The organism is Dongia soli (assembly GCF_034044715.1).
In the GTDB taxonomy this organism is placed as follows: Bacteria; Pseudomonadota; Alphaproteobacteria; order Dongiales; family Dongiaceae; genus Dongia_B; species Dongia_B soli.
This window is the reverse complement of the sequence record NZ_JAXCLW010000008.1, coordinates 1-23,092: the sequence shown is the minus strand read 5'-3', so window position 1 is coordinate 23,092 and position 23,092 is coordinate 1. Positions and strand designations below refer to the sequence as shown.

General features: G+C 60.2%; 24 protein-coding genes. 8 read left to right on the top strand and 16 right to left on the bottom strand.

Annotated features, from left to right (window positions below):
• Positions 1 to 10: 10 nt before the first annotated feature.
• From SMD27_RS20220 to SMD27_RS20210, 3 genes are all read right to left on the bottom strand, one after another.
• Positions 11 to 1,018: an ABC transporter permease gene (locus SMD27_RS20220; RefSeq protein WP_320510252.1), complete on the bottom strand. Its 1,008-nt coding sequence runs from the start codon at positions 1,016 to 1,018 to the stop codon at positions 11 to 13.
• Positions 1,011 to 2,090, bottom strand: a complete 1,080-nt coding sequence (locus SMD27_RS20215; RefSeq protein WP_320510251.1) for an ABC transporter ATP-binding protein — start codon at positions 2,088 to 2,090, stop codon at positions 1,011 to 1,013. The genes SMD27_RS20220 and SMD27_RS20215 overlap by 8 nt, the downstream gene beginning before the upstream one ends.
• Positions 2,091 to 2,405: 315 nt before the next feature.
• On the bottom strand, positions 2,406 to 3,578 hold the full coding sequence (locus tag SMD27_RS20210; RefSeq protein WP_320510250.1) for an extracellular solute-binding protein: 1,173 nt from the start codon (positions 3,576 to 3,578) through the stop codon (positions 2,406 to 2,408).
• A gap of 285 nt (positions 3,579 to 3,863) precedes the next feature.
• Here SMD27_RS20210 and pdxR point away from each other — a divergent pair, with 285 nt between their 5' ends.
• The 5 genes from pdxR to SMD27_RS20185 all read left to right on the top strand — a co-directional run bounded on the left by pdxR (position 3,864) and on the right by SMD27_RS20185 (position 9,943).
• Positions 3,864 to 5,384, top strand: coding sequence for a MocR-like pyridoxine biosynthesis transcription factor PdxR (pdxR, locus tag SMD27_RS20205; protein WP_320510249.1), 1,521 nt, complete (start codon positions 3,864 to 3,866; stop codon positions 5,382 to 5,384).
• A 156-nt stretch (positions 5,385 to 5,540) separates the two neighbouring features.
• Positions 5,541 to 7,259: a sulfoacetaldehyde acetyltransferase gene (xsc, locus tag SMD27_RS20200; RefSeq protein ID WP_320510248.1), complete on the top strand. Its 1,719-nt coding sequence runs from the start codon at positions 5,541 to 5,543 to the stop codon at positions 7,257 to 7,259.
• 62 nt (positions 7,260 to 7,321) lie between these two features.
• Positions 7,322 to 8,542 carry an acetate/propionate family kinase gene (locus tag SMD27_RS20195; protein WP_320510247.1) on the top strand — a complete coding sequence of 407 codons (1,221 nt, stop codon included), beginning with the start codon at positions 7,322 to 7,324 and terminating at the stop codon, positions 8,540 to 8,542.
• 174 nt (positions 8,543 to 8,716) lie between these two features.
• Positions 8,717 to 9,346, top strand: a complete 630-nt coding sequence (locus SMD27_RS20190; protein WP_320510246.1) for a hypothetical protein — start codon at positions 8,717 to 8,719, stop codon at positions 9,344 to 9,346.
• 69 nt (positions 9,347 to 9,415) lie between these two features.
• Complete coding sequence (locus tag SMD27_RS20185; protein WP_320510245.1) at positions 9,416 to 9,943, top strand: hypothetical protein; 528 nt, start codon at positions 9,416 to 9,418, stop codon at positions 9,941 to 9,943.
• Here the strand turns inward: SMD27_RS20185 and SMD27_RS20180 are convergent.
• The 5 genes from SMD27_RS20180 to SMD27_RS20160 all read right to left on the bottom strand — a co-directional run bounded on the left by SMD27_RS20180 (position 9,909) and on the right by SMD27_RS20160 (position 15,497).
• Entirely contained in the window at positions 9,909 to 10,634 is a 726-nt protein-coding gene (locus SMD27_RS20180) for a sulfite exporter TauE/SafE family protein (protein ID WP_320510244.1), read from the bottom strand. The two genes, SMD27_RS20185 and SMD27_RS20180, sit on opposite strands and share 35 nt — an antisense overlap.
• Positions 10,635 to 10,789: 155 nt before the next feature.
• Entirely contained in the window at positions 10,790 to 11,878 is a 1,089-nt protein-coding gene (locus tag SMD27_RS20175) for a BMP family ABC transporter substrate-binding protein (protein WP_320510243.1), read from the bottom strand.
• A gap of 25 nt (positions 11,879 to 11,903) precedes the next feature.
• Positions 11,904 to 12,827, bottom strand: a complete 924-nt coding sequence (locus SMD27_RS20170; RefSeq protein WP_320510242.1) for an ABC transporter permease — start codon at positions 12,825 to 12,827, stop codon at positions 11,904 to 11,906.
• Positions 12,824 to 13,921 carry an ABC transporter permease gene (locus SMD27_RS20165; protein ID WP_320510241.1) on the bottom strand — a complete coding sequence of 366 codons (1,098 nt, stop codon included), beginning with the start codon at positions 13,919 to 13,921 and terminating at the stop codon, positions 12,824 to 12,826. The genes SMD27_RS20170 and SMD27_RS20165 overlap by 4 nt, the downstream gene beginning before the upstream one ends.
• Complete coding sequence (locus SMD27_RS20160; protein ID WP_320510240.1) at positions 13,905 to 15,497, bottom strand: ABC transporter ATP-binding protein; 1,593 nt, start codon at positions 15,495 to 15,497, stop codon at positions 13,905 to 13,907. Before SMD27_RS20160 ends, SMD27_RS20165 begins: the two co-directional genes overlap by 17 nt.
• Positions 15,498 to 15,900: 403 nt before the next feature.
• On the opposite strand from SMD27_RS20160, the gene SMD27_RS20155 reads away from it, so the two are divergent.
• Complete coding sequence (locus tag SMD27_RS20155; protein WP_320510239.1) at positions 15,901 to 16,410, top strand: ureidoglycolate lyase; 510 nt, start codon at positions 15,901 to 15,903, stop codon at positions 16,408 to 16,410.
• Positions 16,411 to 16,434: 24 nt separating this feature from the next.
• Here the strand turns inward: SMD27_RS20155 and SMD27_RS20150 are convergent, their stop codons facing one another.
• The 6 genes from SMD27_RS20150 to SMD27_RS20125 form a co-directional block, all read right to left on the bottom strand.
• Positions 16,435 to 16,842 (bottom strand): DUF2000 family protein, encoded by a 408-nt coding sequence (locus SMD27_RS20150; RefSeq protein ID WP_320510238.1) that lies wholly within the window; start codon positions 16,840 to 16,842, stop codon positions 16,435 to 16,437.
• A gap of 30 nt (positions 16,843 to 16,872) precedes the next feature.
• Positions 16,873 to 17,715, bottom strand: coding sequence for an AraC family transcriptional regulator (locus SMD27_RS20145; RefSeq protein ID WP_320510237.1), 843 nt, complete (start codon positions 17,713 to 17,715; stop codon positions 16,873 to 16,875).
• Between the two features lie 140 nt (positions 17,716 to 17,855).
• A complete protein-coding gene (locus SMD27_RS20140) occupies positions 17,856 to 18,428 on the bottom strand; it encodes a ferritin-like domain-containing protein (protein ID WP_320510236.1) in 573 nt (190 codons plus the stop codon).
• A gap of 141 nt (positions 18,429 to 18,569) precedes the next feature.
• Positions 18,570 to 19,133, bottom strand: a complete 564-nt coding sequence (locus SMD27_RS20135; RefSeq protein ID WP_320510235.1) for a hypothetical protein — start codon at positions 19,131 to 19,133, stop codon at positions 18,570 to 18,572.
• Entirely contained in the window at positions 19,130 to 19,447 is a 318-nt protein-coding gene (locus SMD27_RS20130) for a plasmid stabilization protein (protein WP_320510234.1), read from the bottom strand. The genes SMD27_RS20135 and SMD27_RS20130 overlap by 4 nt, the downstream gene beginning before the upstream one ends.
• A gap of 37 nt (positions 19,448 to 19,484) precedes the next feature.
• Positions 19,485 to 19,820 carry a hypothetical protein gene (locus SMD27_RS20125; protein ID WP_320510233.1) on the bottom strand — a complete coding sequence of 112 codons (336 nt, stop codon included), beginning with the start codon at positions 19,818 to 19,820 and terminating at the stop codon, positions 19,485 to 19,487.
• Positions 19,821 to 20,110: 290 nt separating this feature from the next.
• On the opposite strand from SMD27_RS20125, the gene SMD27_RS20120 reads away from it, so the two are divergent.
• Positions 20,111 to 20,593, top strand: coding sequence for a Spy/CpxP family protein refolding chaperone (locus tag SMD27_RS20120; protein WP_320510232.1), 483 nt, complete (start codon positions 20,111 to 20,113; stop codon positions 20,591 to 20,593).
• Positions 20,594 to 20,710: 117 nt separating this feature from the next.
• Here the strand turns inward: SMD27_RS20120 and tal are convergent, their stop codons facing one another.
• Positions 20,711 to 21,706, bottom strand: coding sequence for a transaldolase (tal, locus tag SMD27_RS20115; protein WP_320510231.1), 996 nt, complete (start codon positions 21,704 to 21,706; stop codon positions 20,711 to 20,713).
• 292 nt (positions 21,707 to 21,998) lie between these two features.
• Between tal and SMD27_RS20110 the strand changes: the two genes are divergently transcribed.
• Entirely contained in the window at positions 21,999 to 22,415 is a 417-nt protein-coding gene (locus tag SMD27_RS20110; protein ID WP_320510230.1) for a hypothetical protein, read from the top strand.
• A gap of 23 nt (positions 22,416 to 22,438) precedes the next feature.
• Here the strand turns inward: SMD27_RS20110 and SMD27_RS20105 are convergent, their stop codons facing one another.
• Positions 22,439 to 22,840: a hypothetical protein gene (locus SMD27_RS20105; protein ID WP_320510229.1), complete on the bottom strand. Its 402-nt coding sequence runs from the start codon at positions 22,838 to 22,840 to the stop codon at positions 22,439 to 22,441.
• Positions 22,841 to 23,092: the final 252 nt, after the last annotated feature.

Below are 23,092 nucleotides of genomic sequence, written 5' to 3'. Positions count from 1 at the left end.
GCGATCTTCCTCATTTCGCGATCTCTCCCAAGCTCACCTTGAAGAGACGCAGGACCACCATGACGAAGATGACGCAGGCGATCAGCAAAGCGAAGGCATAGGCGGCACCCAGATTCCAATTGAAGGCCTGATAGAACCAGTTATAGACCACCTGCGTGAACCAGAGGCTGCTGGGACCGCCGAGGACTTGGGGCGCCGCCAAGGCACCCGCCGTCAGCATGAAAACCATGGTGCAGCCCGAAGCGATGCCAGGCTTGGCATACGGCATGACGACAAAGAGGTGGATATGCCACCAGGGGGCGCCGAGATCGCGTGCGGCTTCGATCTGATTGCTGTCCATCGCCTCGATCGCGTTATAGAGCGGGAAGATCATCAGCAGCAGATAGGCATAGGAAAGGCCGGCATAGAGGGCGATATCGCTTTTGAAAAAATCGAGCGGCGCATCCACCAGGCCGGTCGCCAGCAGCACCGTATTGAAGATGCCACCGCTGGAAAAGAGGATGCGGAAGGCAAAGGCACGCAGGATCTCGTTTACCCAGAAGGGCACGATCAGCGCCAGGACCATCAGCCGCATCGAGCCGCCTTTGGCCACCTTCGCCATGAAGAAGGCAATCGGATAGCAGATGGCGAAATTCAGCAAGGTCACGAAAATGCTGGCGACGATGGTGCGCAGAAAAATGCCGAGATGGAGCTTGTTATAGCCTTCTGGATCGCCGGGGCGGCCGAAGATCAGATAGCTGTAATTGGCCAGGGTATAGACATCCTTTGGCCCGCCGATTTCGCTCGGCGGCAAACGCGGCCGGAAGGAAAACTCCACCATGTAAAGCTGCGGCAGGACGATCAGCAGCAGAATCCACAAGCTGACCGCGCCCAGCAGATAGGCCGACAGGACCGCGCCATTGCGGCGGAAGAAACCGAAATGCGCGACATTGCCGACGGCGCGGCGTTCCGCCGCCGCCATGGCCCAGAAGATGAGCGCGACGACAACCGGGATGAGGGGAAGAAGCAGTCTACTCACTGGCCAACTTTCCCATAGGCAGGATCAAGGTATCGTCGATCGCTGCATGCAGCCCGATATAGGCGCCGGTTTCAGGCAAGGGTATTTCCCGGCTCACCGTCATGGTGAGATTGCGATGGCCGGGTCCGACCAGGTAGACATGGCTGAGGTTGCCTTCAAAGGCGATGGATTTGACGGTCGTCTGCAGCCTGTTCTGATTGGCGGCTTCGCGCTGCGTCAGCTTCTCCGGCCGAATGAAGGCGACCGCGGAATCGCCGATCCGGATGTTCTGCAAGTTGCGGCCCGTGACATTGCCCAGCGGGGTCTTGACCTGGGCATAACCGCCATCGACCTGGACAACCTTGCCGATGAGGGAATTGTTCTCGCCGACAAAAGAAGCGACGAAGGAGGTTGCAGGCCGGTCATAGATGCTCTTCGCATCACCGACCTGCTGAATGACACCCTCATTCATCACCGCGATGCGGTCCGACATAGTCAAGGCCTCACCCTGATCATGGGTGATGTAGATGAAGGTGATGCCGACGCGCTGCTGGATCGCCCGCAGCTCGTTTCGCATATGCTGGCGCAGTTTGAGATCGAGCGCAGAAAGCGGCTCATCGAGCAGCAGGACCTGCGGCTCCACCGCCAGCGCACGGGCGATGGCGACGCGCTGCTTCTGCCCGCCGCTCAGCTCGCTGACCATCTTGTCGCCCTGATCGGACAAGGCGATCAAGTTGAGCAACTGATTGGCCTTGCGGCGCCGCTCGGCCTTTCCAATGCCGCGCACGCGCAGCCCATAGGCGATATTTTCCGCCACGGTCATCAGCGGGAACAAAGCGAGGTTTTGGAAGATCAGCGCGGTCGGCCTCTTGTTCGGTCCAATTCTCGCCATGTCGCGTCCGCCGATGCGCACTGCGCCCTTGGTGGGCTCAAGAAAGCCGGAAATGGTGCGGAGAATGGTTGTCTTGCCGCAGCCGGAGGGGCCGAGAAAACTGAAGAATTCGCCGTTATTGATCTTCAAGCTGGCATCATTGACGGCGATGAAATTGCCAAAAGCAATGGTGACGTGATCGAGTTCGACGTCCGCACTCATCCGATTCAACCCCCAGACATGTCCCGAGCCTCTACCGGGTCGCTGCCTGTCAATCATCGGCAAGTGATGTACCGATCATTCGGCAGTCTGATGCTTTCCAAGACTGTAATCAAAGCTTGCGCCGCCAGCAATGCCGCCGCACATGCTCTGTTGCCTGCACGCATCCGGCATCATGATAGACCTAGGCCTTTCATCATGTGTCGGGCCAATATCGGTAATTCGATAGGTACAGATGCATGCGATGGGAAAAGGCACGCGGAGCACGTCCCGGCGGGCGACGTTGATCGCTCACCGGGACGTCCGAAGCAGGACGGCCTAAGCGGATTGGAATTTTTCCGCGAACTCGTTGCGCGCCGTGCCGTACCAGGAGGGCTCTGGCGGCCGCCACCACAAATTATCGACGGCGTTTTCCGGATAAGCTTCGCTGAAATTCGCCTTGGCTTCCGCTGAAAGATGCTTATCGGCATCCTTGATGACCGGGTTATAGCCTGAGCCTTCGGCCAGAGCCGCAGCGCTTTCCGGCGTGTAGATAAATTTGATCAGTTCGTAGGCCTGGTCGGTATTCTTCGCCGCTTTGAGAATGGCGAGGCCGTCGAGCCAGGCGATGGCGCCTTCCTGGGGCGCCATATAGGCGATGGGCTTGCCTGATTTCTTCAGACTGAGCGCCGGGCCGTCCCAGGTCTGGCCAAGCACCACATCATTCTCCATGAAACCCGATTTGGTGTTATCAGCGGTATCCCAGAACTGCTTGATCCAAGGCTTATGTTCGACCGCAAATTGGGCGAGCTGGGTCCAGATCTTGCGCATGGTCTCTTCGTCCTTGAAGGTGTCGAGCATGCGATTCGACGGCAGCTTGCCGGTGTGGTCCATCCACAGGCCGATCCCGGTCATTAGGGAATGCGGCCGCCCCTGGATCTTGCCCTTGACGTCATCGCCCCAGAGATCGCCGTAGGTGAGATCCTTGTAATCCTTCTTCCATTTATCGGTGCGCCACGCCAATGCCTCTGTGCCCCAGAGATGCGGCAGATGATAAAGACCGCCATCCCAGGTCCAAACGCTCTTTGAGGCTTCCAGCATGGAGGGCAGCAATTTATCGAGCGGTACCTTGTTGGTATCGATCGGCCCCAGCAGGGCGAGTTCCTGGAATTGCGGGGCGCGATCACGGGTCGGCTGGCAGAGATCGAACCCCTCGCCGCCGGTCGCCTGGATCTTGTTGATCTGTTCTTCGTTCTGCGAGAAGGGCGTCTGATTGACCTTGATGCCGGTCGACTTGGTGAAGTTCGACAAGACCGGCTCAGGAAATTCATCCGACCACATCAGCAGATTGACCTCGCCCGAAGACGAAAACGCGTCTTTGACGATCATCGGTCCGGCCGCCAGGATGGCACCGGCCGCCGCAGCCTGCCCCAACACCACCCGACGGCTGAATGCACGGGCATGCAGCAGGGTGGCACGGGTTGAGCGCTGAGCTTTCGTATCCCTGTCCATGAAGCTCCTCCTGTTGTCGTTTTTTATTTGGCAGGCTTGCTTCCCACGGAGCCACCTGCGCCAACGGAATTTTATCCGGCTAACGGCCTTGATCCACCTGTCGCTTGTCCCGCAGCAGGATAAAGCAGGCCGTGTATCCGGACCACCCGAGGTTTTCTTTAGGCCACCAGCTTAATCCCCTTCCGGCAGCGTCTTCAATGTCGCCGCGTGGATTGCTATAGTCCTATCCGCGTTGAGATCATGCCGCTTTCCGGCGCAGAGATTGTGCCAGTTCGGAGATTTTCTTTGGGCCACGCCAGCCACGCTTATCTCTTCCATCTGGAAACGGACAAATCCGTCACCCTTCAGGCCCAGCTTCGCCGCCGCCTGGTCTCGGCAATCCTCGACGGGCAGATCCCCGCCGGCAGCGCCCTGCCCTCTTGCCGAAGCCTCGCCCGCAGCCTGAAGATCGCGCGCAATACAGTGGTGCTGACGTATCAGGACCTGGTTGAGGAAGGTTATCTGGTCTCCCGCCAGCGCAGCGGCTTTTTCGTCAATCCGGATATTCTGCGCAACCGCGCGGGCCCGGCGGCACGCAGCACGGTCAACAACGCACCCGTCAAAGATGATGATCAGCGGCCAGACTGGCAGGGCCGGATGAAGCGGCATCCGTCACAACAACACAGTACCGTCAAGCCGATGAACTGGGCCGATCAGCCCTACCCCTTCATCTATGGCCAGGTGGATCAGAACATCTTTCCGCTCTCGGCTTGGCGGGAATGCTCGCGCCAGGCGCTCAGCATCGATTCTGTGCGCGAATGGTCGAAGGATCGTTTCACCGAGGATGATCCCAAGCTGGTGGAACAGATCCGCACCCGGCTGCTGCCGCGGCGCGGCATCCTCGCCTCGCCGGATGAGATCCTGGTGACGGTCGGGGCGCAGAATGCGCTCTATCTATTGGCCAGCCTGCTTTTTGACGCCCGGACCCGCTTCGGCATCGAAGACCCTGGCTATACCGATGCCCGCAATATCGCCGCCTTGCGTACCGAGCATGTGGTCGGCCTCGATGTCGATCGGGAAGGCCTGGTCGTCGATGATAGCGCTTTGGCTGGCTCCGACTATGTCTATGTGACGCCGAGCCACCAGTTTCCCACCACCGTCACCATGAGCCTAGCGCGGCGGCGCGGCTTGTTAGCGGCGGCGCGGCGCGATGACTTCATCATCATCGAAGACGATTATGAAAGCGAAATCTCCCATACCGGCACGCCGCAGCCGGCGCTGAAATCGCTGGACAGCCAGGACCGCGTCATTTTCATCGCCAGCCTTTCCAAGACTTTGGCGCCTGGCCTGCGCTTCGGCTATATGGTCGGCCCGAAGCCGCTGATCCGCGAAGCCCGCGCCCTCCGGCGGCTGATGCTGCGCCATCCGGCCGCCAATAACCAGCGCACGGTGGCGCTGTTCCTGGCCGACGGCCATTACGACGGATTGCTGCGCCGGCTCTGCCATGCCTATCGCGACCGGCTGCTGGAGGCGACCGCTGCGCTTGGCAAGTACCTCCCGGAATTCAGCGTCAATGCCGCAGCCGGGGGTGCGGCTCTTTGGATCAAAGGGCCGCCGCGCCTGGATATGGCGGCGGTGGAGGCCGAAGCCTTGAAACGCGGCGTGGTCATCGAAAGCGGCGGTATCCATTTCCATCGCACCGACCGCCATCCAGCGGAACGGATTCGCTATTGCCGGCTCGGTGTCTCATCGATTCCGATCGAGCGGATCGAGCCGGGGATCAAGATCCTGGCGCAGATCGTACGGGAAAAACTGGCCCAGTCCTGATGCCGGCTCGGTCCTAGACGCTCTGGATCCATCTGGCCCAATGCAGTCGCCTCCGCTGGACCTACCCCAAGCGGAGTGGCCTTTTCTATCCTGAGAAGCGACAGCAAGCCGCGCAGACGGCCCATCATATAACGATGCAAGCGGAGAGGATGCCCCATGACCCGGATGACCCCAAGTGAAGCTTTCGTCGAGACCTTGGTCGCGCAGGGCGTTAAACATGTGTTCGGCATCGTCGGCTCCGCTTATATGGATGCGCTCGATATTTTCGAGCCGGCTGGCATCCGCTTCATCTCGGTTGCCCATGAGCAGGGTGCGGCGCATATGGCTGACGGTTATTCGCGCGCCAGCAACCGCCACGGCGTCTGCATCGCCCAGAATGGCCCGGGCATCACCAATTTCGTCACCGCCGTTGCCGCCGCTTACTGGGCACATTCGCCGGTCGTCGTGATCACGCCGGAAACCGGCAGCAACACGATCGGCCTGGGCGGCTTCCAGGAAACCGAACAACTGCCGATCTTCTCCAAGATCACCAAATTCCAGGCCCATGTCAGTCGCCAGGATCGCCTGGCCGAACTGACCGGCCGCTGCTTCGATCTCGCGATGGCCGAGCGCGGCCCGACCCAGCTCAATATCCCGCGCGATGTGTTCTATGGCGAGGTCGATGTCACCATTCCGCAACCGATCAAGATCGAACGGGGTGCTGGCGGTGTCGAGAGCCTCGACCAAGCGGCGAAGATCCTCGCCGAAGCGAAATTCCCCGTCATCATCGCCGGCGGCGGCGTGGTGATGGCCGATGCGCAGGAGAAGGCAATCAAGCTGGCGGAATATCTCTCCGCTCCGGTCGTCACCTCCTATCTGCATAATGATGCCTTCCCGGCCGGTCACCCGCTCCTCTGCGGGCCGCTCGGCTATCAGGGGTCGAAAGCGGCGATGAAAGTGATCCAGCAGGCCGATGTGGTGCTGGCGCTGGGCTCGCGGCTGGGGCCGTTCGGTACCTTGCCACAACACGATATCGATTACTGGCCGAAGACTGCCAAGCTGATCCAGGTCGACAGCAACCACCGGGTCATCGGGTTGGTGAAGCCGATCACGGTCGGCGTCTGCGGCGATGCGGGTGCTGCCGCAGCGGAGATTCTGGAGCGGCTTGAAACGATGAACGAAAAGATCGCCAGCCGCGCCAACAAGGATGCGCGTCTTGCCGAGGTGAAGAAGCAGCAGGACGCCTGGGAAAGCGAGCTCACCGACTGGTCGATGAAGGAAGGCTCGCCCATCCCGCCGCGCCGTGCGCTGCGCGAGCTGGAAAAGGCGATGCCGAAGAACGCCATGGTGACCACGGATATCGGCAATATCTGCTCGGTCTCCAACTCCTATTTGCGCTTCGACAAGCCGAAGAGCTTCTTCGCTGCCATGAGCTTCGGCAATTGCGGCTATGCCTTCCCCACCGCCATCGGCGCCAAGGTGGCGGCCCCGGACCGGCCGGCCGTTGCCTATGTCGGCGATGGTGCCTGGGGCATGAGTTTGCAAGAGACCTTGACCTGCGTTCGCGAAAACATCCCGGTTACCGCCGTTGTCTTCAATAACGGCCAATGGGGCGCGGAGAAGAAGAACCAGATCGATTTCTATGCCGACCGTTATGTCGGCACCAATCTTAACAATCCCAGCTTCGCCGGCATTGCACGAGCCATGGGTGCCGAGGGCATCACCGTCGAACACCCGGACCAGATTGGCGATGCACTGAAGAAAGCGACCAGTTCGGATAAATGCACCATCCTGGAAGTGATGGTGACCCAGGAACTGGGCGATCCCTTCCGCCGCGACGCGTTGAAAAAGCCGAAGCGGCTGCTCGATAAATACAAGGACTTCACCGTCGCCTGATCACCCGCTAGTCTCGCTGCTCCCTTCCTTCGCGAAGGGAGCAGCGAGAGCGGATATCGACTATGTCCTCAAAAGACGCGCATGATGGCAATAAGCTGCTGGTGCTCAATGCCGGTTCGTCGAGCCTGAAATTCGCGATCTATAACGCCGGCATCGGGGCCGAAATGCCGGCCTTGCTGCTGAAAGGCCAGATCGCCGGCATTGGCCAGGATCGGACCCGGCTCGAAGTCAAGGCGCTGCAAGGCGAGGCGCCGGATTGGCCGTTCGAAGCAGATGCCATCTCCACCCATCGTGAGGCTTTATCCCTGCTGATCGACCGACTCGCCATCACTCGCGAAAAGGCCACTTGGCTTGGTATCGGCCATCGCGTCGTGCATGGCGGAACGGCCTATTCGGCACCCATCGTCATCACCGATAACGACATCGCCGCACTGGAAAGCATTTGCCCGCTGGCGCCGTTACACCAGCCGCATAATGTTGCCGCGATCAAGGCCCTGCGCGACCTGCTGCCGGACATGCCGCAGGTCGCCTGTTTCGATACCGGCTTTCATGCAGATAATCCGGAACGCATCACCCGCTTCGCCCTGCCCGAGCGCTTCTGGCGGGCCGGTATCCGGCGCTACGGCTTCCATGGCATTTCCTATGAAGCCATCCTGCACCGGCTGCAGCAGGAGAAGATCGATATTCCCTCACGTCTGGTGATCGCGCATCTCGGCAATGGCGCCAGCATGGCGGCGATCAAGGACGGCAAGGGAATCGCAAGCAGCATGGGTTTTTCCACGCTGGAAGGCCTGGTGATGGGGACCCGCCCCGGCTCGATCGATCCCGGCGTCCTGTTGCATCTCCTGCATGACGGCATGAGCCTCGGCGATCTTGAAAAACTGCTCTATCACCAAAGCGGCTTGCTGGGCCTCTCCGGCATCAGCGCCGATATGAAGACCTTGAGCGACAGCAAAGATCCTGCAGCCGCCCGCGCCATCGATCTCTATTGCCATCGCATCGCCATGGAACTGGCACGGATGAGCGCGGAGCTGCAGGGCCTCGACATGATGATCTTCACCGGCGGCATCGGCGAAAACGCCGCCAATATTCGTGCCGCCGTCTGCAACGAAGCTGCGTGGCTTGGTCTATCGCTAGCTTCCGGCGCCAATGAGCGCGCCGCTCATCCGGCCGGACCGCTGCAGATTTCAATCGCGGGCAAGCATGTACGTGTCATGGTTGTCCCAACCGACGAAGAAGGCGTCATTGCCCGGCATTGCAAGGAACTCATTTCTCATATATAACGCTTACTATTTTTAGTTGTGAATTCCTCTCGCCCAGATATTAAACGATAATACTCCAAGGCGGTCATCCGCAGGGGTTCATTTCCCTTGTCGCAAGAGAGCCAAGTCTATCGCAGCAGCCTCTTTGGTCGGCTGCGCAGTCTCGTCCTGGCCGCCTTCCTTATCGGCCTGACATTGATCGGCCCGACTGGCATTCCCGAGATCCTGGCGCAAGCGACCAAGATCGCGACCCAAGGCCTGTCAGTCTATCCAGCACTCAAGCAAATCCCGTTCGGCTTGATATTGCCTTTCACACTGGCGCCACTTGCCATGTGGGGGATCTTGCTTGTCATTGCGGTTTATTACTTGAGTGTCGCTTCGTTAAAGGCCGTCCTCCACCCTGATCAGATTGATTGTCGGGTCCTCGGCCTGAGGCGTGCGCTTAGCTTCAGCGAGATCGCCAGCATTCAAAGAATATCCGTTCTCAATAGCCTTCCGATCCTCATCATCCGGCCCAGAGCACCGGATCGGCCGAAAATCTTGATGCCGGCGATCTTCGACGACAATAAGGCTTTCAATGCCTGGAAGTCGTCTTTTCAGGTTTATCAAATCGAGAAAGAAGGGGAAGAGCATGAGCTGAAGCATCTGGTCATGCGCGACCCGGCGCTTGGCGCGACCCGGCGGAAAGACAGAAGCACTACAAGCGCGCCGTCAATCTCATCGCATGGCCGCTTATCGCCAGCATTTGCCTGGCCTTCCTTGTCCTGTTCCGACTCATCCTGGCTACTGCCGGTTATTGCGCCCTTATGTCCCTCCCCTGGATAACGGCTTTCCTGGCTGCAGTCACAAAACGAACCTTACCCTTCGCTGAGGATCGTAAGTCGGCTCGAACAAATGCTCCTCGTATCGCTTGGCTTTTGCGCTTTCGCGTTGGAGGTGGAAGCTGCCCGCGTCTATGATCTGATTGACACGACGCAGGTCATGGCCCCGGCGATCATCCTGTTTCTGGCTCTGACGGCCACATATGTCGTGAGGCTGCGAAGCATATTCAGGAGACCGCGAGCGCTCGTTGGTTTCCTGCTGATGGCCGGCATCTATGCCGATGCATCGACCGTTCATCTCAATGCGATCCTTGCCTCCGCCCCCACGCAGGCATACCAAGCGACCACCCTGAACAAGGAGATGACCATCTCAAATAGCCGGCGATCCAAGTCCCGAAACTGGCATCTGACACTTGCTCCTTGGGGACCGTTGACGGCGCAAACCGAGATTAGTGTCCATCAGGCGCTTTACGACCGCGTTCCATCGGTGACGAAGTCTGCCTCACCCTTCACCGGGGCACGCTGGATATTCAGTATTACGATATCGGCATCTGCGAAAACAGCTTCTAACCCAGCGCCATGGCTGCCTTCACGCCGCTGACGATGGCCAGCACGATCAGCAGGCGCAATACCCAGCGACGGAAAGCTTCCTCGCTGATATGGCGGAAACTGCGGGCGCCGACACTGACGCCGAGCAGCAGCGGCACCAGCCAGAGAACGGCTTGCAGGAAGCTCTGTTTAGTGACGAGGCCGTGATAGGCATCCCAGGCAAGGCCGAGGCTATCCGTACCGATGAAATAGGCGATCACCGAGGCACGGCCGACAGCGGCGGCGCCAGGTGTGGAGAAGAAAAAGATGATGACCGGCGGGCCACCGATGCCGAAAGCACCGTTGAGCAGTCCCGACCCGACGCCGGTGCCGGTGGTTGCGAGCGATCCCGGCGTCTTCTGCAGACGGAAACCGCGCAGCATCAGGAAGGCCGTCGCCGTCACGAAGAACGACATGGCAAGCGTCATGGGCGCAGCCGGCACCGATGCCAGGGCATAGACGCCGAGCGGGGTGCCGATCAGGCAACCGATCATCAGGAACAGCAATGAGTGCCAGTGAATTTCGCGCCAGATGCTGGGGATGAGATGCAGCGAGGCGGCTATTTCCAGCAGGAAGATCGAAGGCACGACCTCGGCCTGCGGCATGAAAAGGGTGATCGCTGTGATGCTGAGCAGGGAAAATCCGAACCCGGAAAAGCCGCGCACGATCGCCGCGCCGAAAACGGCGAGCGAACTAATTGCCAACTGCCAGAGCGGAATCCCCAGAATTTCCATCGCAAGCGGTGATAGCAAAACCGCCCGAAGATGCCTAGGGCCAAATGGACGCGAGCGAGAATGCCAGAGGACACCGCCCCGTTCCATCAGACTATGGAACGGGGCGATATCAAGACGATCGACAGTTACTTCGGCAGATTGCCTTCGACACCTTCCGCCAGCCAGTTCATGCCGGCAATGGAAGCATCGTCGAGCGTCGAACCCTCGGCGACCTTGACGGCGCCGCTTTGATCCTTGATCGGGCCCTTGAAGATGACGATCTTGCCGGAGGCGATATCGGCCTCAGTCTGCTTGGCGAGGGCCGCCACATCATCCGGCATATTGGTGTAAGGCGCCATCTTCAGCATGCCGGAAGCGAGACCGCCCCAGGTGTCCTGGCTTTTCCAGGTGCCGTCGATCACGGCCTTCGTGCGCTCGATGTAATAAGGCAGCCAGTGATCCGTCGAGGACGTCAGCTGGGCCTTCGGCGCCGCCTTGATCATATCGGTGGCCTGGCCGAAACCCTGGATGCCGCGCTGTTCCGCGACCTGCAGCGGCGCGGTGGAATCCGTGTGCTGCGCCATGAGATCGGCGCCCTGGTCGATCAGCGCCTTGGCGGCATCGGCTTCCTTGCCGGGATCATACCAGGAATTGATGAAGACCGCCTTGATCCGGCCCTTGGGATTGACCGAATGCATGCCGAGGATGAAGCCGTTCATGCCCATGATGACTTCGGGGATCGGCACCGAACCGATATAGCCGACGATGCCTGATTTCGACATCTTGCCGGCGATCACGCCCTGAATATAGCGGCCTTCATAGAAGCGGATGTTGTAGGTCGCGACATTTTCCGCGCGCTTGTAGCCGGTCGCGTGTTCGAACTTCACCTTGGGAAAGCGCTTCGCCACCTTCAGGGTCGGATTCATGAAGCCGAAGGAGGTGGTGTAGATCAGGCCATGGCCCTTATTGGCAAGCTCGGCGATGACGCGTTCGGCATCCGCACCTTCCTTGACGCTTTCCACATAGGTCGTCTTGATCTTGTCGCCGAGTTCGGCTTCCAGGTCCTTGCGCGCCAGATCGTGCTGATGCGTCCAGCCGAAATCCTCGACCGGGCCGACATAGATGAAACCGACTTTCAGCGGATCCGCCGCGAGCGCCGGGCGAATGATCGCCGGCGCGGCCAAGGTCGTCAGTGAGGCTCCCAGCAATTTATTAAATGTTCTTCTTTCCATCATGCTCTCCCGTTTGGTAATCCAGGCATCAGCCCGCAGCAAAAAAGGGACGGCCCAAACAAGCCGGCGCATTCAGCCGGATGCGGAGACGGTCCCGTGAGATCATCACTAGCACGACAATCGTCGCGAGATAAGGCAGGCTGGAAATGAATTGCGACGGCAAATTAACCCCCAGGCCCTGAATATAGAGCGACATATACATGATGCCGCCAAAGAGATAGGCGCCAAGCAGCAGCCAGCCCGGCCGCCAGGTGGCGAAGACCACCAATGCCAGCGCGATCCAGCCGCGCCCCGCCGTCATGTTTTCCGACCAGCTCGGGCTATAGGCAAGGGACATATAGGCGCCGGCGAGGCCGGCCATGCCGCCGCCGAAAGCCGTGGCGGCATAGCGGATGGCGATCACCGGATAGCCGATGGCGTGGGCGGCATCGTGGGAATCGCCGACCGCGCGCAGCACCAGGCCGGCATGGCTGCGATAGAGGAACCAGGCAACAGCGATCAGCAGGATGAAGGAGCCGTAGATCAGTGCGTCCTGATGAAAGAGCAGCGGCCCGAGGACCGGCAGATCGCTGAGAGCGGGAATGGTGAGCTTCGGCAAAGGCTGCAAGGCGGTGCCGACATAGCCCGCCCCCATCAGCGCGCTGAGGCCTGTGCCGAAAATCGTCAGCGCCAGGCCGGTCGCCACCTGATTGGCCATCAAGGTCAGCGAAAGAAAGGCAAAGACCAAGGACATGGCGATGCCAGCCAGCACCGCCGCCAAGACCCCCAAGCTCGCGCTGCCGGTATGCACCGCGGTGGCAAAGCCGATCACGGCGCCCACCAGCATCATGCCTTCGAGGCCAAGATTGAGAACGCCGGATTTCTCTGCCACCAACTCACCGGTCGCCGCCAAGAGCAGCGGCGTCGAGGCGGTCATGATGCTGAGCAGGATGTTGATCATTTCCGGGCTCATCGCGACGCCTCCCGCAGATGTTTGGCCGGCGGTTGCTTCCTTCCAAGGCGTAACCGATAAAGGATGAGCACGTCGCAACCCAACAGATAGAAAAGCAGGATGCCCTGGAAAATGCCGGTCACGGCATTGGGCAATCCAAGATCGATCTGCGCCGCTTCGCCGCCGAGATAAGACAGGGCCAGGACAAGACCGGCGAGCACCACGCCCAGCGGATGCAAACGGCCGAGAAAGGCGACGATGATGGCGGTGAAGCCGTAGCCGGGCGAGATCGAGGGCGTAAGCTGGCCGATCGGCCCCGCCACTTCGAACAGCCCGGCGAGGCCGGCAAGACCGCCGCCCAGCAGCAGGGAGAGCCAGATCAGGCCGGCTTCGCTGAAACCGGCAAAGCGGGCCGCGCGAGGTGCCGAACCGAGAACGCGCAACTGAAAGCCAAGCAGGGACTTTGACAGAATGAGCCAGCCAAGCAGCGCCGCCGCCAGCGCAATGAGGACACCGAGATGCAGGCGGGTTTCCGGGATCAGGATCGGCGCGGTTGCCCCATCGCCGAACATGGCGGTCTGGGGAAAGCCATAACCTTCCGGATCTTTCCACGGGCCGGTGACCAGATAGAGCAGCAGAAGCTGCGCCACATAGGTCAGCATCAGGCTGGTCAAAATCTCATTGGCATTGAAACGCGTCTTGAGAAAAGCCGGTATCGCCGCCCAGATCATGCCGCCGAGGATGCTGAGCAGCAGCATCGCCGGGAAAATCCACCAGCCGCTGCCCTCGCCAACCCGCAAGGCAAGCCAGCCGCCGAAGATGGCGCCCAAGGTGAACTGGCCTTCGGCACCGATATTCCAGACATTGGCGCGGAAGCCGATCGACAGGCCGACGCCGATCAGAATGAGCGGCGCAGCCTTGACGAAAAGCTCCGGCAGACCGCTTGCACTGGTCAGCGGTTCGATCAGGAAGGTCCAAAGTGCCTCGGCGGGATCCTGTCCGAGAGCGGCGAAAATGATCGCTGCCGTAACGACGGTCAACAGGAGTGCCAGGACCGGCGAGCCATAGGTCCAGAAAGCGGAACGCTGTCCGCGCGGTTCAAGTCCGAGCCACACGCGGCTGCTCTCCCTTTATTTGTTCCTGAGGCGGGGCGCCATGCACGCCGCCCATCAGCAAGCCGATCTGCTCCACCGTTACTTCGCCGACGGGGCGCGGCGCCGAGAGGCTGCCGAGATTGATCACGGCGATCCGCTGGCAGAGCAACAGGATTTCATCAAGGTCCTGGGAAATGATGACGATCCCGGCGCCCTGGGCCGCCAGATCGATAAGCGCCTGGTGAATCGCCGCCGCGGCGCCAGCATCGACGCCCCAGGTCGGCTGCGCCACGACGAGCAGGTCGGGACGTTGCAGGATCTCCCGGCCGACAATGAATTTCTGCAGATTGCCGCCGGACAAGGAACGCGCCTCCGCCCGCACGCCGCGTCCCCGGACATCGAAAAGCCGAATGATGTCATCGGCGAAACGGCGAGTCTTTTCCCCTTCGATGAGGCCGAGCCGGGTCAGCGAGCGCCGACGGAAGGCCGAGAGAAAAGCGTTATCCGTAAGGCTGAAGGCGCTGACGGCGCCATGGCCGTTGCGTTCCTCCGGCACGAAGCAGGCGCCGAGCAGCCGACGCTGCGCCGGCCCCAAGCGACCGGCAGCCACATCGTTGATGCGGATGGCATCTGCAGTGTTGACAAGCGTCTCGCCTGAGAGCGCCGCCATCAATTCGCTCTGGCCATTGCCGGCGACACCGCCGATGCCGAGAATTTCGCCGCCCCGGACGGTGAAAGAAATGTCCTTGAGATCGATCCCGAATTGCCGATCCGATTTCAGCGACAGGTGCGAAACCTCGAGCATGACCGGCTTCTCCTCCTGGCTCGATGCCGGCCGGTCCGGTGCACTGACGCGGCTGCCGATCATCAGCTCGGCGAGATGTTCCGCCGTCTCATGGCGGGGATCGCAGGTCGCCACCACCTTGCCCTGGCGCATGATCGTCGCTTCATGGCAAAGCGCCCGGATTTCCTCGAGCTTGTGGCTGATATAGAGAATGGCGCAGCCTTCGGCAGCCAGACGCCGCAATGTGTCGAAGAGCTTATCCACCTCCTGCGGCGTCAGCACCGAGGTCGGCTCATCCATAATCAAAAGCCGGGGTTCCTGCAGCAGGCAGCGGACGATCTCGACCCGCTGCCGTTCACCCACTGACAGCTCATGCACCGCCCGATCGGGATCGAGCAGCAGGCCATAGCTGCGGGAAATCTCGGCGATGCGGCTGCGCAATCCCTTGCGCTGGCGGGCATCGCTGATGCCAAGCGCGATATTCTCGGCCACGGTCAGCGACTCAAAGAGCGAAAAATGCTGGAACACCATGCCGATGCCAAGGCGCCGCGCCTGAGCCGGATTGGCAATCTGCACCGTAGCGCCCTGCCAGCGAATCTGGCCGGCATCCGGTTCCTGTACGCCGTAGATGATCTTGACCAGGGTGCTCTTGCCGGCGCCGTTCTCGCCCAGCAAAGCATGAATCTCGCCCGGCATCAGCGTGAGATCGACGTGGTCGTTGGCCAGGCAGCCCGGAAATTGCTTGAGGATACCGTCAAGCTGCAGCAACGGCGTCGCGCCGGCAGCTTCAGCCGTTTTGCGTGAGTCCGTCATGCCTGCCCCGTTGCCCCAATCCTCGGCCCCAATTATCCAGAGACCAGGACCGATTCGCGAGCTTTATTCAATCGGATGCCATATTCCCCCGGTTGATCCCACGAGTGGTCCTGGAATAACCCTTCCTCGCTTATTATCCGCGGCGGCGCAACAGGAAGAAGCGGGCCTGGGCCGGCCTACAACCTGTGTTTGCGCTCGACCGATCCAGGCCAGGATCGCCGCTGCCGGGAATTGCAGTTTTTCCAGCTGTATCAGGGCACCGTTACATGGATTTTAGGCCTGATTGTACCCGTGGCAGTCGCAATATTGTGATTTCGAATATCATTACCGGGTATGCAACAAGATCGGGCTCCCAGCGTTGGGATCCGTGCCATCATCCTGACCTCCCAAGAACCGGAATTCCATGAGCTTAAAAAAAATTACCTTGCCTGCCGAGCAACTGACTGCCGAGAGCTTTGCCCCGTTCGGAGAGGTCATTGAGATCGGTGACCGGGAACCGACGGTCAGCGAAGATCAGTTCGCCGAAACCTATCTGGATCTCGCCACGATCGACGTCATCGCCAAAGACGGGCGGCCGCAGCTCAACCTGGTACGGGCCACGCCGCGCAAGCTGCCGCTGCAGGTCCAGTCGCTGGAGCGCTATCAGTTGTCGAGCCGGGTGATCATGCCGCTTCTGTTCTATCCTTTCATGATCATCGTCGCGCCAAGCGGCGCCACTGCCGATCCGGCGAGCTTGCGGGCTTTCGTCTCAGATGGGCAGCAGGGCGTCAATCTCGCAAAGGGAATCTGGCAGCATCCGTTGATTGCCCTGAAACGCCGGATGAATTTCCTCACCCTGGACCGCGCCGGCCCGGGCCGTAACCGAGAGCAGATCAATTTGGATGACGGATTACAGGTCAGCGTGAGCTTCTAACCGTGATCGTGCATGGACGCCTGCTCACTCATGCAGGCGCAGTCCCTTGACTGCTTTGTCGATGTCCTTGCGCGCGCCCCGCAGCCCCAGCCCGACCAGATCGAGGTAATCGGCCTTACCCTCCGCGAAGATCGCGCGGTTGGCGGCGTCATGCCCTGTGGTGAACATAGCCGCGACGTAAGGTGTGATGGTCAGGCCTCGTTCCAAGGCGATGCAGTGGCTGTCCTGCAGTTGCTGCAGGTCGCCTGCGAAAACCAGGACCGGTTGCCCAAACATGCTGGTATATAAGCGGCCCGCCGCATCTCGATAAGCTTCGCCGCATACGCTCGGATCGGCGGCGGTGATGCCGCTGGCGAGAAAGGCGGCTACATTCAGTTTCTGCCAAACGGCTAGGTCCTGCCGCAGGATGAGCGCGATCTTGGTATCGAACATCGAGGAACTCCGAACGGTTTCCCCGGGGGATTAGCCGGTCGCCGGCTTCCTGTCTGGAACGTTTGTGCAGAATTTTCGATAAGTGGTCGGCGTCAGTCGATAGGCGCGATGAAACCAACGGCCGAGGTGGCTCTGGTCAGCAAAGCCCACCGCCGCCGCCACGTCGGCCGGCCGATCGCCGCGCGCCAGCCGCCGCCACGCCTCGATCAAGCGAAGCTGCACCAGATAGGCATGTGGCGCGAGGCCATAAGCGGCGCGGAACGCCCGGGTCAGGCGAAAGCGGTCGGTGCCGGCCATCGTTGCCAGCTCATTCAGACCGATTTCCGTGCTCATCCTTGCATGCAGGAGATCCCGCACGCGGCGTAGATCGACCGGTACGGTCGCGGGCCGCCTGGGTGCCAGCGCCACCGAAGGCGCATGGCCAATCATGCGGTCTGCCAGACACCCAATCAGATTGTCCAAGGCCGCGTCGCGTGCCAAGCGGATATCGCCCGAGTGCAGCAGGGAGAATGCCGTCGAAATGGCGCCAGCCAATTGCGGATCATCCATCAGCGTCGCCCTGAACCCGAGTTCCGGTCCGGCACGGCGTTCCGCCAGCGGTTCCGCATGTCGGCCTATCAACCGCGCATCGAGATAGAGCATGCGATAGGTGAAGCCAGCTTCTTCGGGCGCATGACCGTCATGCACTTCTCCCGGCTCGATCAGGATGATACGGCCGGGCGTGCTGCGATGGAGAGAGCGGCGGCAACTGAACTGCTGCACGCCTTGTTCGGTCAAGCCGACCAGATAAGCATCATGGAAGTGGGGGTCATAAGCATGGCCGTCGAAATGGGCGCGTATGGTTTCGACGCCGGTTTCGGCATCCCGCCTCACATCCACCCACCCACGAGCTGCACTCGGTTGCTGCACGTCTCATTACCCCAGGCGATCAATGGCGAACCGGCCATGACGGCCAGGCGGAAGCCTGCCATCATCGCCGGTGAATTGCCAGGGAAAGGAGCTGGGGCGGGATGTTATTGGGTTGCGGTATTGCCTGCGCCAGTAACCTTCTTTTCATTCGGCAAGCGGGCGATCAGGGAGGCTAAATCCTCCGCATGTTCTTCTTCCTTTTGCAGAATTTCTTCCATCAAGCGTCGCGTCGTCGGATCGCGATCGGCGAGCCAGCGGGCGATCTCCGAATAGGTTTCGATCGCGATGCGCTCCGCCACTAGGTCTTCCTCGATCATCGAGATCAGATCCTCGCCTTCAGAATATTCCGCATGGCTGCGCGTGCTGAGGCTGACCGGATTAAAATCGGGCGCACCGTTGAGCTGCACGATCCGCGTAGCCACCGCCTCGGCGTGCCCCTGCTCTTCCTGGGCGTGCTGCAGGAATTCCGCTTTCACGGACTCGGAATACAGGCCATCCGCCATATGATAGTGGCGTCGATAGCGCAGATTGCAGACGATTTCCGTCGCCAGCACTTCATTCAAAACCTTGATCACCTGTTCGCGGTCAGTCTTGTTGGCTGCGGTAACCGCGCCGTCGGTAATATGCTGGCGAGCGCGCTTACGGATATTCTCAATATCGGAAACGAAACTATCCATCGATCATCTCCCTTCTATCTGGCGGTTTTTGCCTGAGATTTTTCGAGCGATTGGCTTATCCGAGCGGACGAGCTTAGGAAGGAACGGCGTAGAAATCCCTGGGTTCCCGGTGATCTGCACGTCGCGGAGACGCAGGCGGGCTCAGTATACGCCTGTCGGTGGATCGGCGGGGTCGCTGTCCTCGCGTCTGGCACGCAGGACTGCCCCCATGTCCTTCGCGGCAAACCACAACGTCGCCAGCGACAATGTCAGCCCGACCGCCAGGAAATCTAATGACGGCCAGAGCAGGCGGAGCAATAAATTCACCGCCGCAAGACCAATAATCGCTCCCTTCCGCCTCTGCGCCAAACTGAAAGGACTGGGGCTTCGTCCCGTCATCACCCGCCAAAGCATCGAGATAGACTCGAGAACAATCAATCCAGCCAAGCTAGCCAAAGCGATATTCGGCCAGAAATCAGTGCCACTCCAGCGCCGCAACAGGTCCGCGCCGAGGGCCAAAACTGCAAGCCAAAGGGACCACTGCACAAAGTTGTCCAGCGTAGTCCGCTCCACTCGGCGCCTTGCTCCGGCTTGGCTTGTTCCCTTCGCTTGATCGCTTTCATTTCGGTCAGGTGCCATCGACCAATCGTTCCATCCGGGTCCTATCCGGCGCACATCTGACACGCGATCATAGGACGAAATCCGCTTGCCGAACACAGGCGTCACGAGGCTTTCTGACGATGCGCATGTCGCTTACGGGTCGCTGCCTTTTGTGCCGAAGCGACACGGGCCGATTTGGGGCGCGCTGCAGAGGCGGCACCGCCTTTTCGCCCACCTTTGCGAGCCGGCGCCTTATTGACCGGTTTGCTCTGACCGGAACCGCCTTCCTTCCGGCCCCCGCCCGTCATCCGGTTGACCGTTCCCCAAGCACGCCGCTCTGTTTCTTTTTCGCCGACACCCCGTTCTTCATACCCTTCTTCGATATGTTCGGCTTGGCGTTTTTGTTTTTCGGTGTATTTGGATTTGTCGCCACGTGGCATAGGCGAACTCCTTATCCCTTCCGGCAATACGCTGGGGTTACTTTTCAGCCGGCGTTTTGCCATCCGCAGTCTTGCCGACGGGCGTGCCGATCTTGCCGGGCCCTGACGCGTCGGGGTCCCGCTCCACGCCCAATTCCTTCATGGCATTGCGAATTTGCGTCACCATGTCGGCATTTGCCGCGGTGGCGTTGGTGCCGCCACCGGTCATGTTTTCTTCACTTGCAGTCAGCAGAAGTTGAAGGTCGTAATCCCATTGCTGCAGCAATTTGCATTTTTGCTGCTTGGTGTAGCCTTCGGCTGAGACAATGTCGGCGGGATGTCTGAAATGCTTGGCGACATCGCCCAGCAGCTCGTCGAAACGTGTCTGATCCATCGCTTTCCTCCCTATCATCCAATTCGGTCCAGGTGGCCCACCGTGATCGAACCGGAAGCGGACAGCCACCAGAGCGACGGCGAAATCGCGTTCGGCTCGGTTCCGAACATAAAACTCTCGCTCTTCGCCCCAGTTCCCCCTTTCAAGAAAAAACCGTGAACACTCACCGCGCTGTGATACCGCGAGCTCTGAATACATGCCTCCCATTCTGCTATTCTTGGACGATTGATTTTTCAAATATTCTCTTATAAAGTGAATGCGACAAACTAAAGCAGCTTAGGAGTGACAGAATGCGCATATCGGTAGCTTTGCTGGCGGCCGTCCTTGGCCTGGCCGTACCTGCAGCGACAGAGGCGCAAACGGCGGCACCGGCAACGGATCATACGGAGACGATCCGCAATCTGAATGAGGGCCGTATCGCCTTCATCGCTACAGCGCTCAATCTGACAGAGGAGCAGAAGCCGCTATGGGTGCCGGTGGCGGATTTCCTACGCCAGCAAAATGCAGCCTGGGCCGCGGATGAACAAGAGGGCGGGAAAGACCGCGATCGAGCTCAGCCTTTGTCGGCATTACTGGAGGGGCGAGCGGCGCGGCTGGAACAGCAAGCTGCCGAGGATCGGAAGTTCGGTGATCTGCTCTCTACATTGGAGGCAAAGCTGACGGATGAACAGCGCGAGATATTGAAGCTCGCCTTCTTCGCGACGCGGCCGCGGCTGCCGCAGACCTTGAACCGCACCGGCGAACGCTGGCTGGCGGATCCGGATTTCCAATAGACCTGCGCATTGCCAGACCTGCGCATTGCCGGAGTTCGAAGGGTTCCCAGTATCCGTTGAATGAAAAGCGGCCCCAGCGGGGCTGCTTACACACAATCTTTCGAGCAATCTATGGCGTCAGGCTTTCGCGACCTTCGCGATGAACTGGCGCAGTTTGATGCCATCGGCATGGAAGAGACGGATGCCCTCTGCAAGCTTTTCCGTCGCCATCGCATCGTCGTTGAGGGACCAGCGGAACGCCGCCTCCGATCCGGCACCCGGACGCGGCGATGTCTCGGCACCTGCTACCAGCCGGCGCATCACGTCGCCGGTCTGGCTGCGCAGCTCGGTCAGCAGGGCGGGGCTGATCGTCATGCGGTCGCAGCCTGCCAGCGCTTCGATCTGTGCGGTGCTGCGGAAGGAGGCCGCCATGACCACCGTTTGATAGCCGTGCCGCTTGTAATGTTCGTAGATGCGACGGACCGAGGCGACACCCGGATCCTCGCCCGGCGCGAAGCTCTCACCCCGTGCCACATGCCAATCCAGGATACGACCAACGAAGGGCGAGATCAGAAAGACGCCGGCATCGGCGCAGGCCGTCGCCTGGGCAAAACCAAAAAGCAGCGTCAGATTGCAGTTGATACCCGCGCGTTCCAACCGTTCGGCCGCGCGAATGCCTTCCCAGGTCGCGGCGATTTTAATCAGGATGCGGGATTTCGGCACGCCGGCCTGTTCGTATAGCTCGATCAACCGTTCCGCCTTGCGGATCGTCGCCTCGGTATCGAAGGAAAGAGCCGCGTCTACTTCGGTCGACACACGACCCGGCACCAGACGCGACAGCTCCGTGCCGAAGGCAATGGCGAGGCGGTCCAGCGCGGCATCCAACCGCTCCTCCGAGGTCTTGCCCTGGCTCTCACCCCAGCTACGAGCTTCCTGCACCAGATGGGCATAGGCCGGCATCTGAGCAGCCTTGAAGATCAGCGAGGGATTGGTGGTGCAATCGACCGGCGAAAAGGACTTCACAGCGTCGATATCGCCGGTGTCCGCGACGATCAAGGTCATGCGCGACAGCTGCGCGAGCTTATCCTGGGCGGTCGCCGCCGATTGATCCACTTTGACTGCCTGTTCTGACATGATCGTCCTTTCTCGCGCCGCAGCGCTTTAATATTGCCGCCACCCTCAGAAGGGGGGTGAGAACTATCTGGTCTTTTGTCCCGCAAGGCCGCCATCTGCCGCGGGCTCGATGCCCTCATCGGCGAGGCCAAGATCCCTTCGGACAGACGGGTCGACCAGCTCAGCGCCGTCATAGCGAATTTCGCGCTATCAACCAAGAGGATGCGGCAATCCGCGCGTTTCACTCATGCCGCGCGTGATTTCGGTCTGGTTCTGGCGGCGCCATCCCCATTGCTATAAGGCTTGCACAACAATGTGGAAGGATGTCATGAAATTTAGGATTATATTCTGTGCGATCCTCGTTACCGTCCAGATCGCTTCGCTGCCGGCTGAGGCTGCTTTTCAGGACCTGCGAACCGCTTTGCGCGCACTGATGGCAGCAGACACAACCAACCCTTATCCAGCTGATGTGAAGTCCCGACTGCTGGATTGCGGCGCCCGGGCTTTCGTCAACGGCATTCCAGCGGGCGATCAGGCGCAGATGCTGTCGGTATTCAACGGCGGTGCTTTAACGCCCCAGGCCGATGCGGCCTTTGTCCGCTGGTTCGGCTATTCGCCTGCATCGCCGAAACGAACCACCAATGCCACCGTGCTCAACCGCATTCAACAAAGCGCCCGACAGTTTTGCCCGGACCTGTTCCAGCAATATCCGGAATTCTTCAACCCCTGAAGCAGAGGCCGGGTCGGGGCGGGTCAGTGGAGCCGGCTGGCCCGCTTCTTGGGCTTGGCCGTCATTTCCTGAAGCTGTGTTAGATCGCCTTTCAGCAGATCGATCGCTTCACCTGGAAAGGTGATGGGAAGACGCATGCCGCCTTCGAGCTGCAGATCCAGGATCGGTTGACCATCCGGCCCCACGGCCTTCCGGCAGCCGGTCACCTGCAAAACTTGACCGTCGAAATGACTGGTTCCGTCAGGTGGTGCGAAGGCTCGGCCGATGCCAAACAAGGCTGCGGCAGCGCTGGCCGCTACGCCTGGATGGAAACGAACCTGATAGGCGGAGCCGGTTTCGCTTTTCAGCGATAGAACGACTTCATTGGTGTTGGCATCATAGCTGACCGACAATACCCCGACCGCTTTCGGCAAAGAGAGAACCATCGCAGCACACTTATCCCGATCTGACCGCCAAAGCGCACGATCATGCCACGGCAAGCCAGCTAGCACAATTCATGGACGGCTAATCGTGATCCGCCGATCAGTTCCGCTCGATCCGCTGCTGCGCGGCCTCCCAGGCGGTGATATTGCGGCGGGCCTCCTGCACATAAGGGCTGTAACGCACGGCGGCTAGGAACAAATCGCCGAGCACCCTGCCGGGCTGCCGCAGCGGCCGCTTGAACTGCAGGAACAGCA

Coding starts and splice junctions, on each gene's coding strand:
- SMD27_RS20215 (WP_320510251.1), bottom strand. CDS start 2,090: ATGAGTGCGGACGTCGAACTCGATCACGTCACCATTGCTTTTGGCAAT.
- SMD27_RS20210 (WP_320510250.1), bottom strand. CDS start 3,578: ATGGACAGGGATACGAAAGCTCAGCGCTCAACCCGTGCCACCCTGCTG.
- xsc (WP_320510248.1), top strand. CDS start 5,541: ATGACCCGGATGACCCCAAGTGAAGCTTTCGTCGAGACCTTGGTCGCG.
- SMD27_RS20195 (WP_320510247.1), top strand. CDS start 7,322: ATGTCCTCAAAAGACGCGCATGATGGCAATAAGCTGCTGGTGCTCAAT.
- SMD27_RS20185 (WP_320510245.1), top strand. CDS start 9,416: ATGCTCCTCGTATCGCTTGGCTTTTGCGCTTTCGCGTTGGAGGTGGAA.
- SMD27_RS20175 (WP_320510243.1), bottom strand. CDS start 11,878: ATGATGGAAAGAAGAACATTTAATAAATTGCTGGGAGCCTCACTGACG.
- SMD27_RS20170 (WP_320510242.1), bottom strand. CDS start 12,827: ATGAGCCCGGAAATGATCAACATCCTGCTCAGCATCATGACCGCCTCG.
- SMD27_RS20160 (WP_320510240.1), bottom strand. CDS start 15,497: ATGACGGACTCACGCAAAACGGCTGAAGCTGCCGGCGCGACGCCGTTG.
- SMD27_RS20155 (WP_320510239.1), top strand. CDS start 15,901: ATGAGCTTAAAAAAAATTACCTTGCCTGCCGAGCAACTGACTGCCGAG.
- SMD27_RS20150 (WP_320510238.1), bottom strand. CDS start 16,842: ATGTTCGATACCAAGATCGCGCTCATCCTGCGGCAGGACCTAGCCGTT.
- SMD27_RS20140 (WP_320510236.1), bottom strand. CDS start 18,428: ATGGATAGTTTCGTTTCCGATATTGAGAATATCCGTAAGCGCGCTCGC.
- SMD27_RS20130 (WP_320510234.1), bottom strand. CDS start 19,447: ATGCCACGTGGCGACAAATCCAAATACACCGAAAAACAAAAACGCCAA.
- SMD27_RS20125 (WP_320510233.1), bottom strand. CDS start 19,820: ATGGATCAGACACGTTTCGACGAGCTGCTGGGCGATGTCGCCAAGCAT.
- SMD27_RS20120 (WP_320510232.1), top strand. CDS start 20,111: ATGCGCATATCGGTAGCTTTGCTGGCGGCCGTCCTTGGCCTGGCCGTA.
- tal (WP_320510231.1), bottom strand. CDS start 21,706: ATGTCAGAACAGGCAGTCAAAGTGGATCAATCGGCGGCGACCGCCCAG.
- SMD27_RS20110 (WP_320510230.1), top strand. CDS start 21,999: ATGTGGAAGGATGTCATGAAATTTAGGATTATATTCTGTGCGATCCTC.
- SMD27_RS20105 (WP_320510229.1), bottom strand. CDS start 22,840: ATGGTTCTCTCTTTGCCGAAAGCGGTCGGGGTATTGTCGGTCAGCTAT.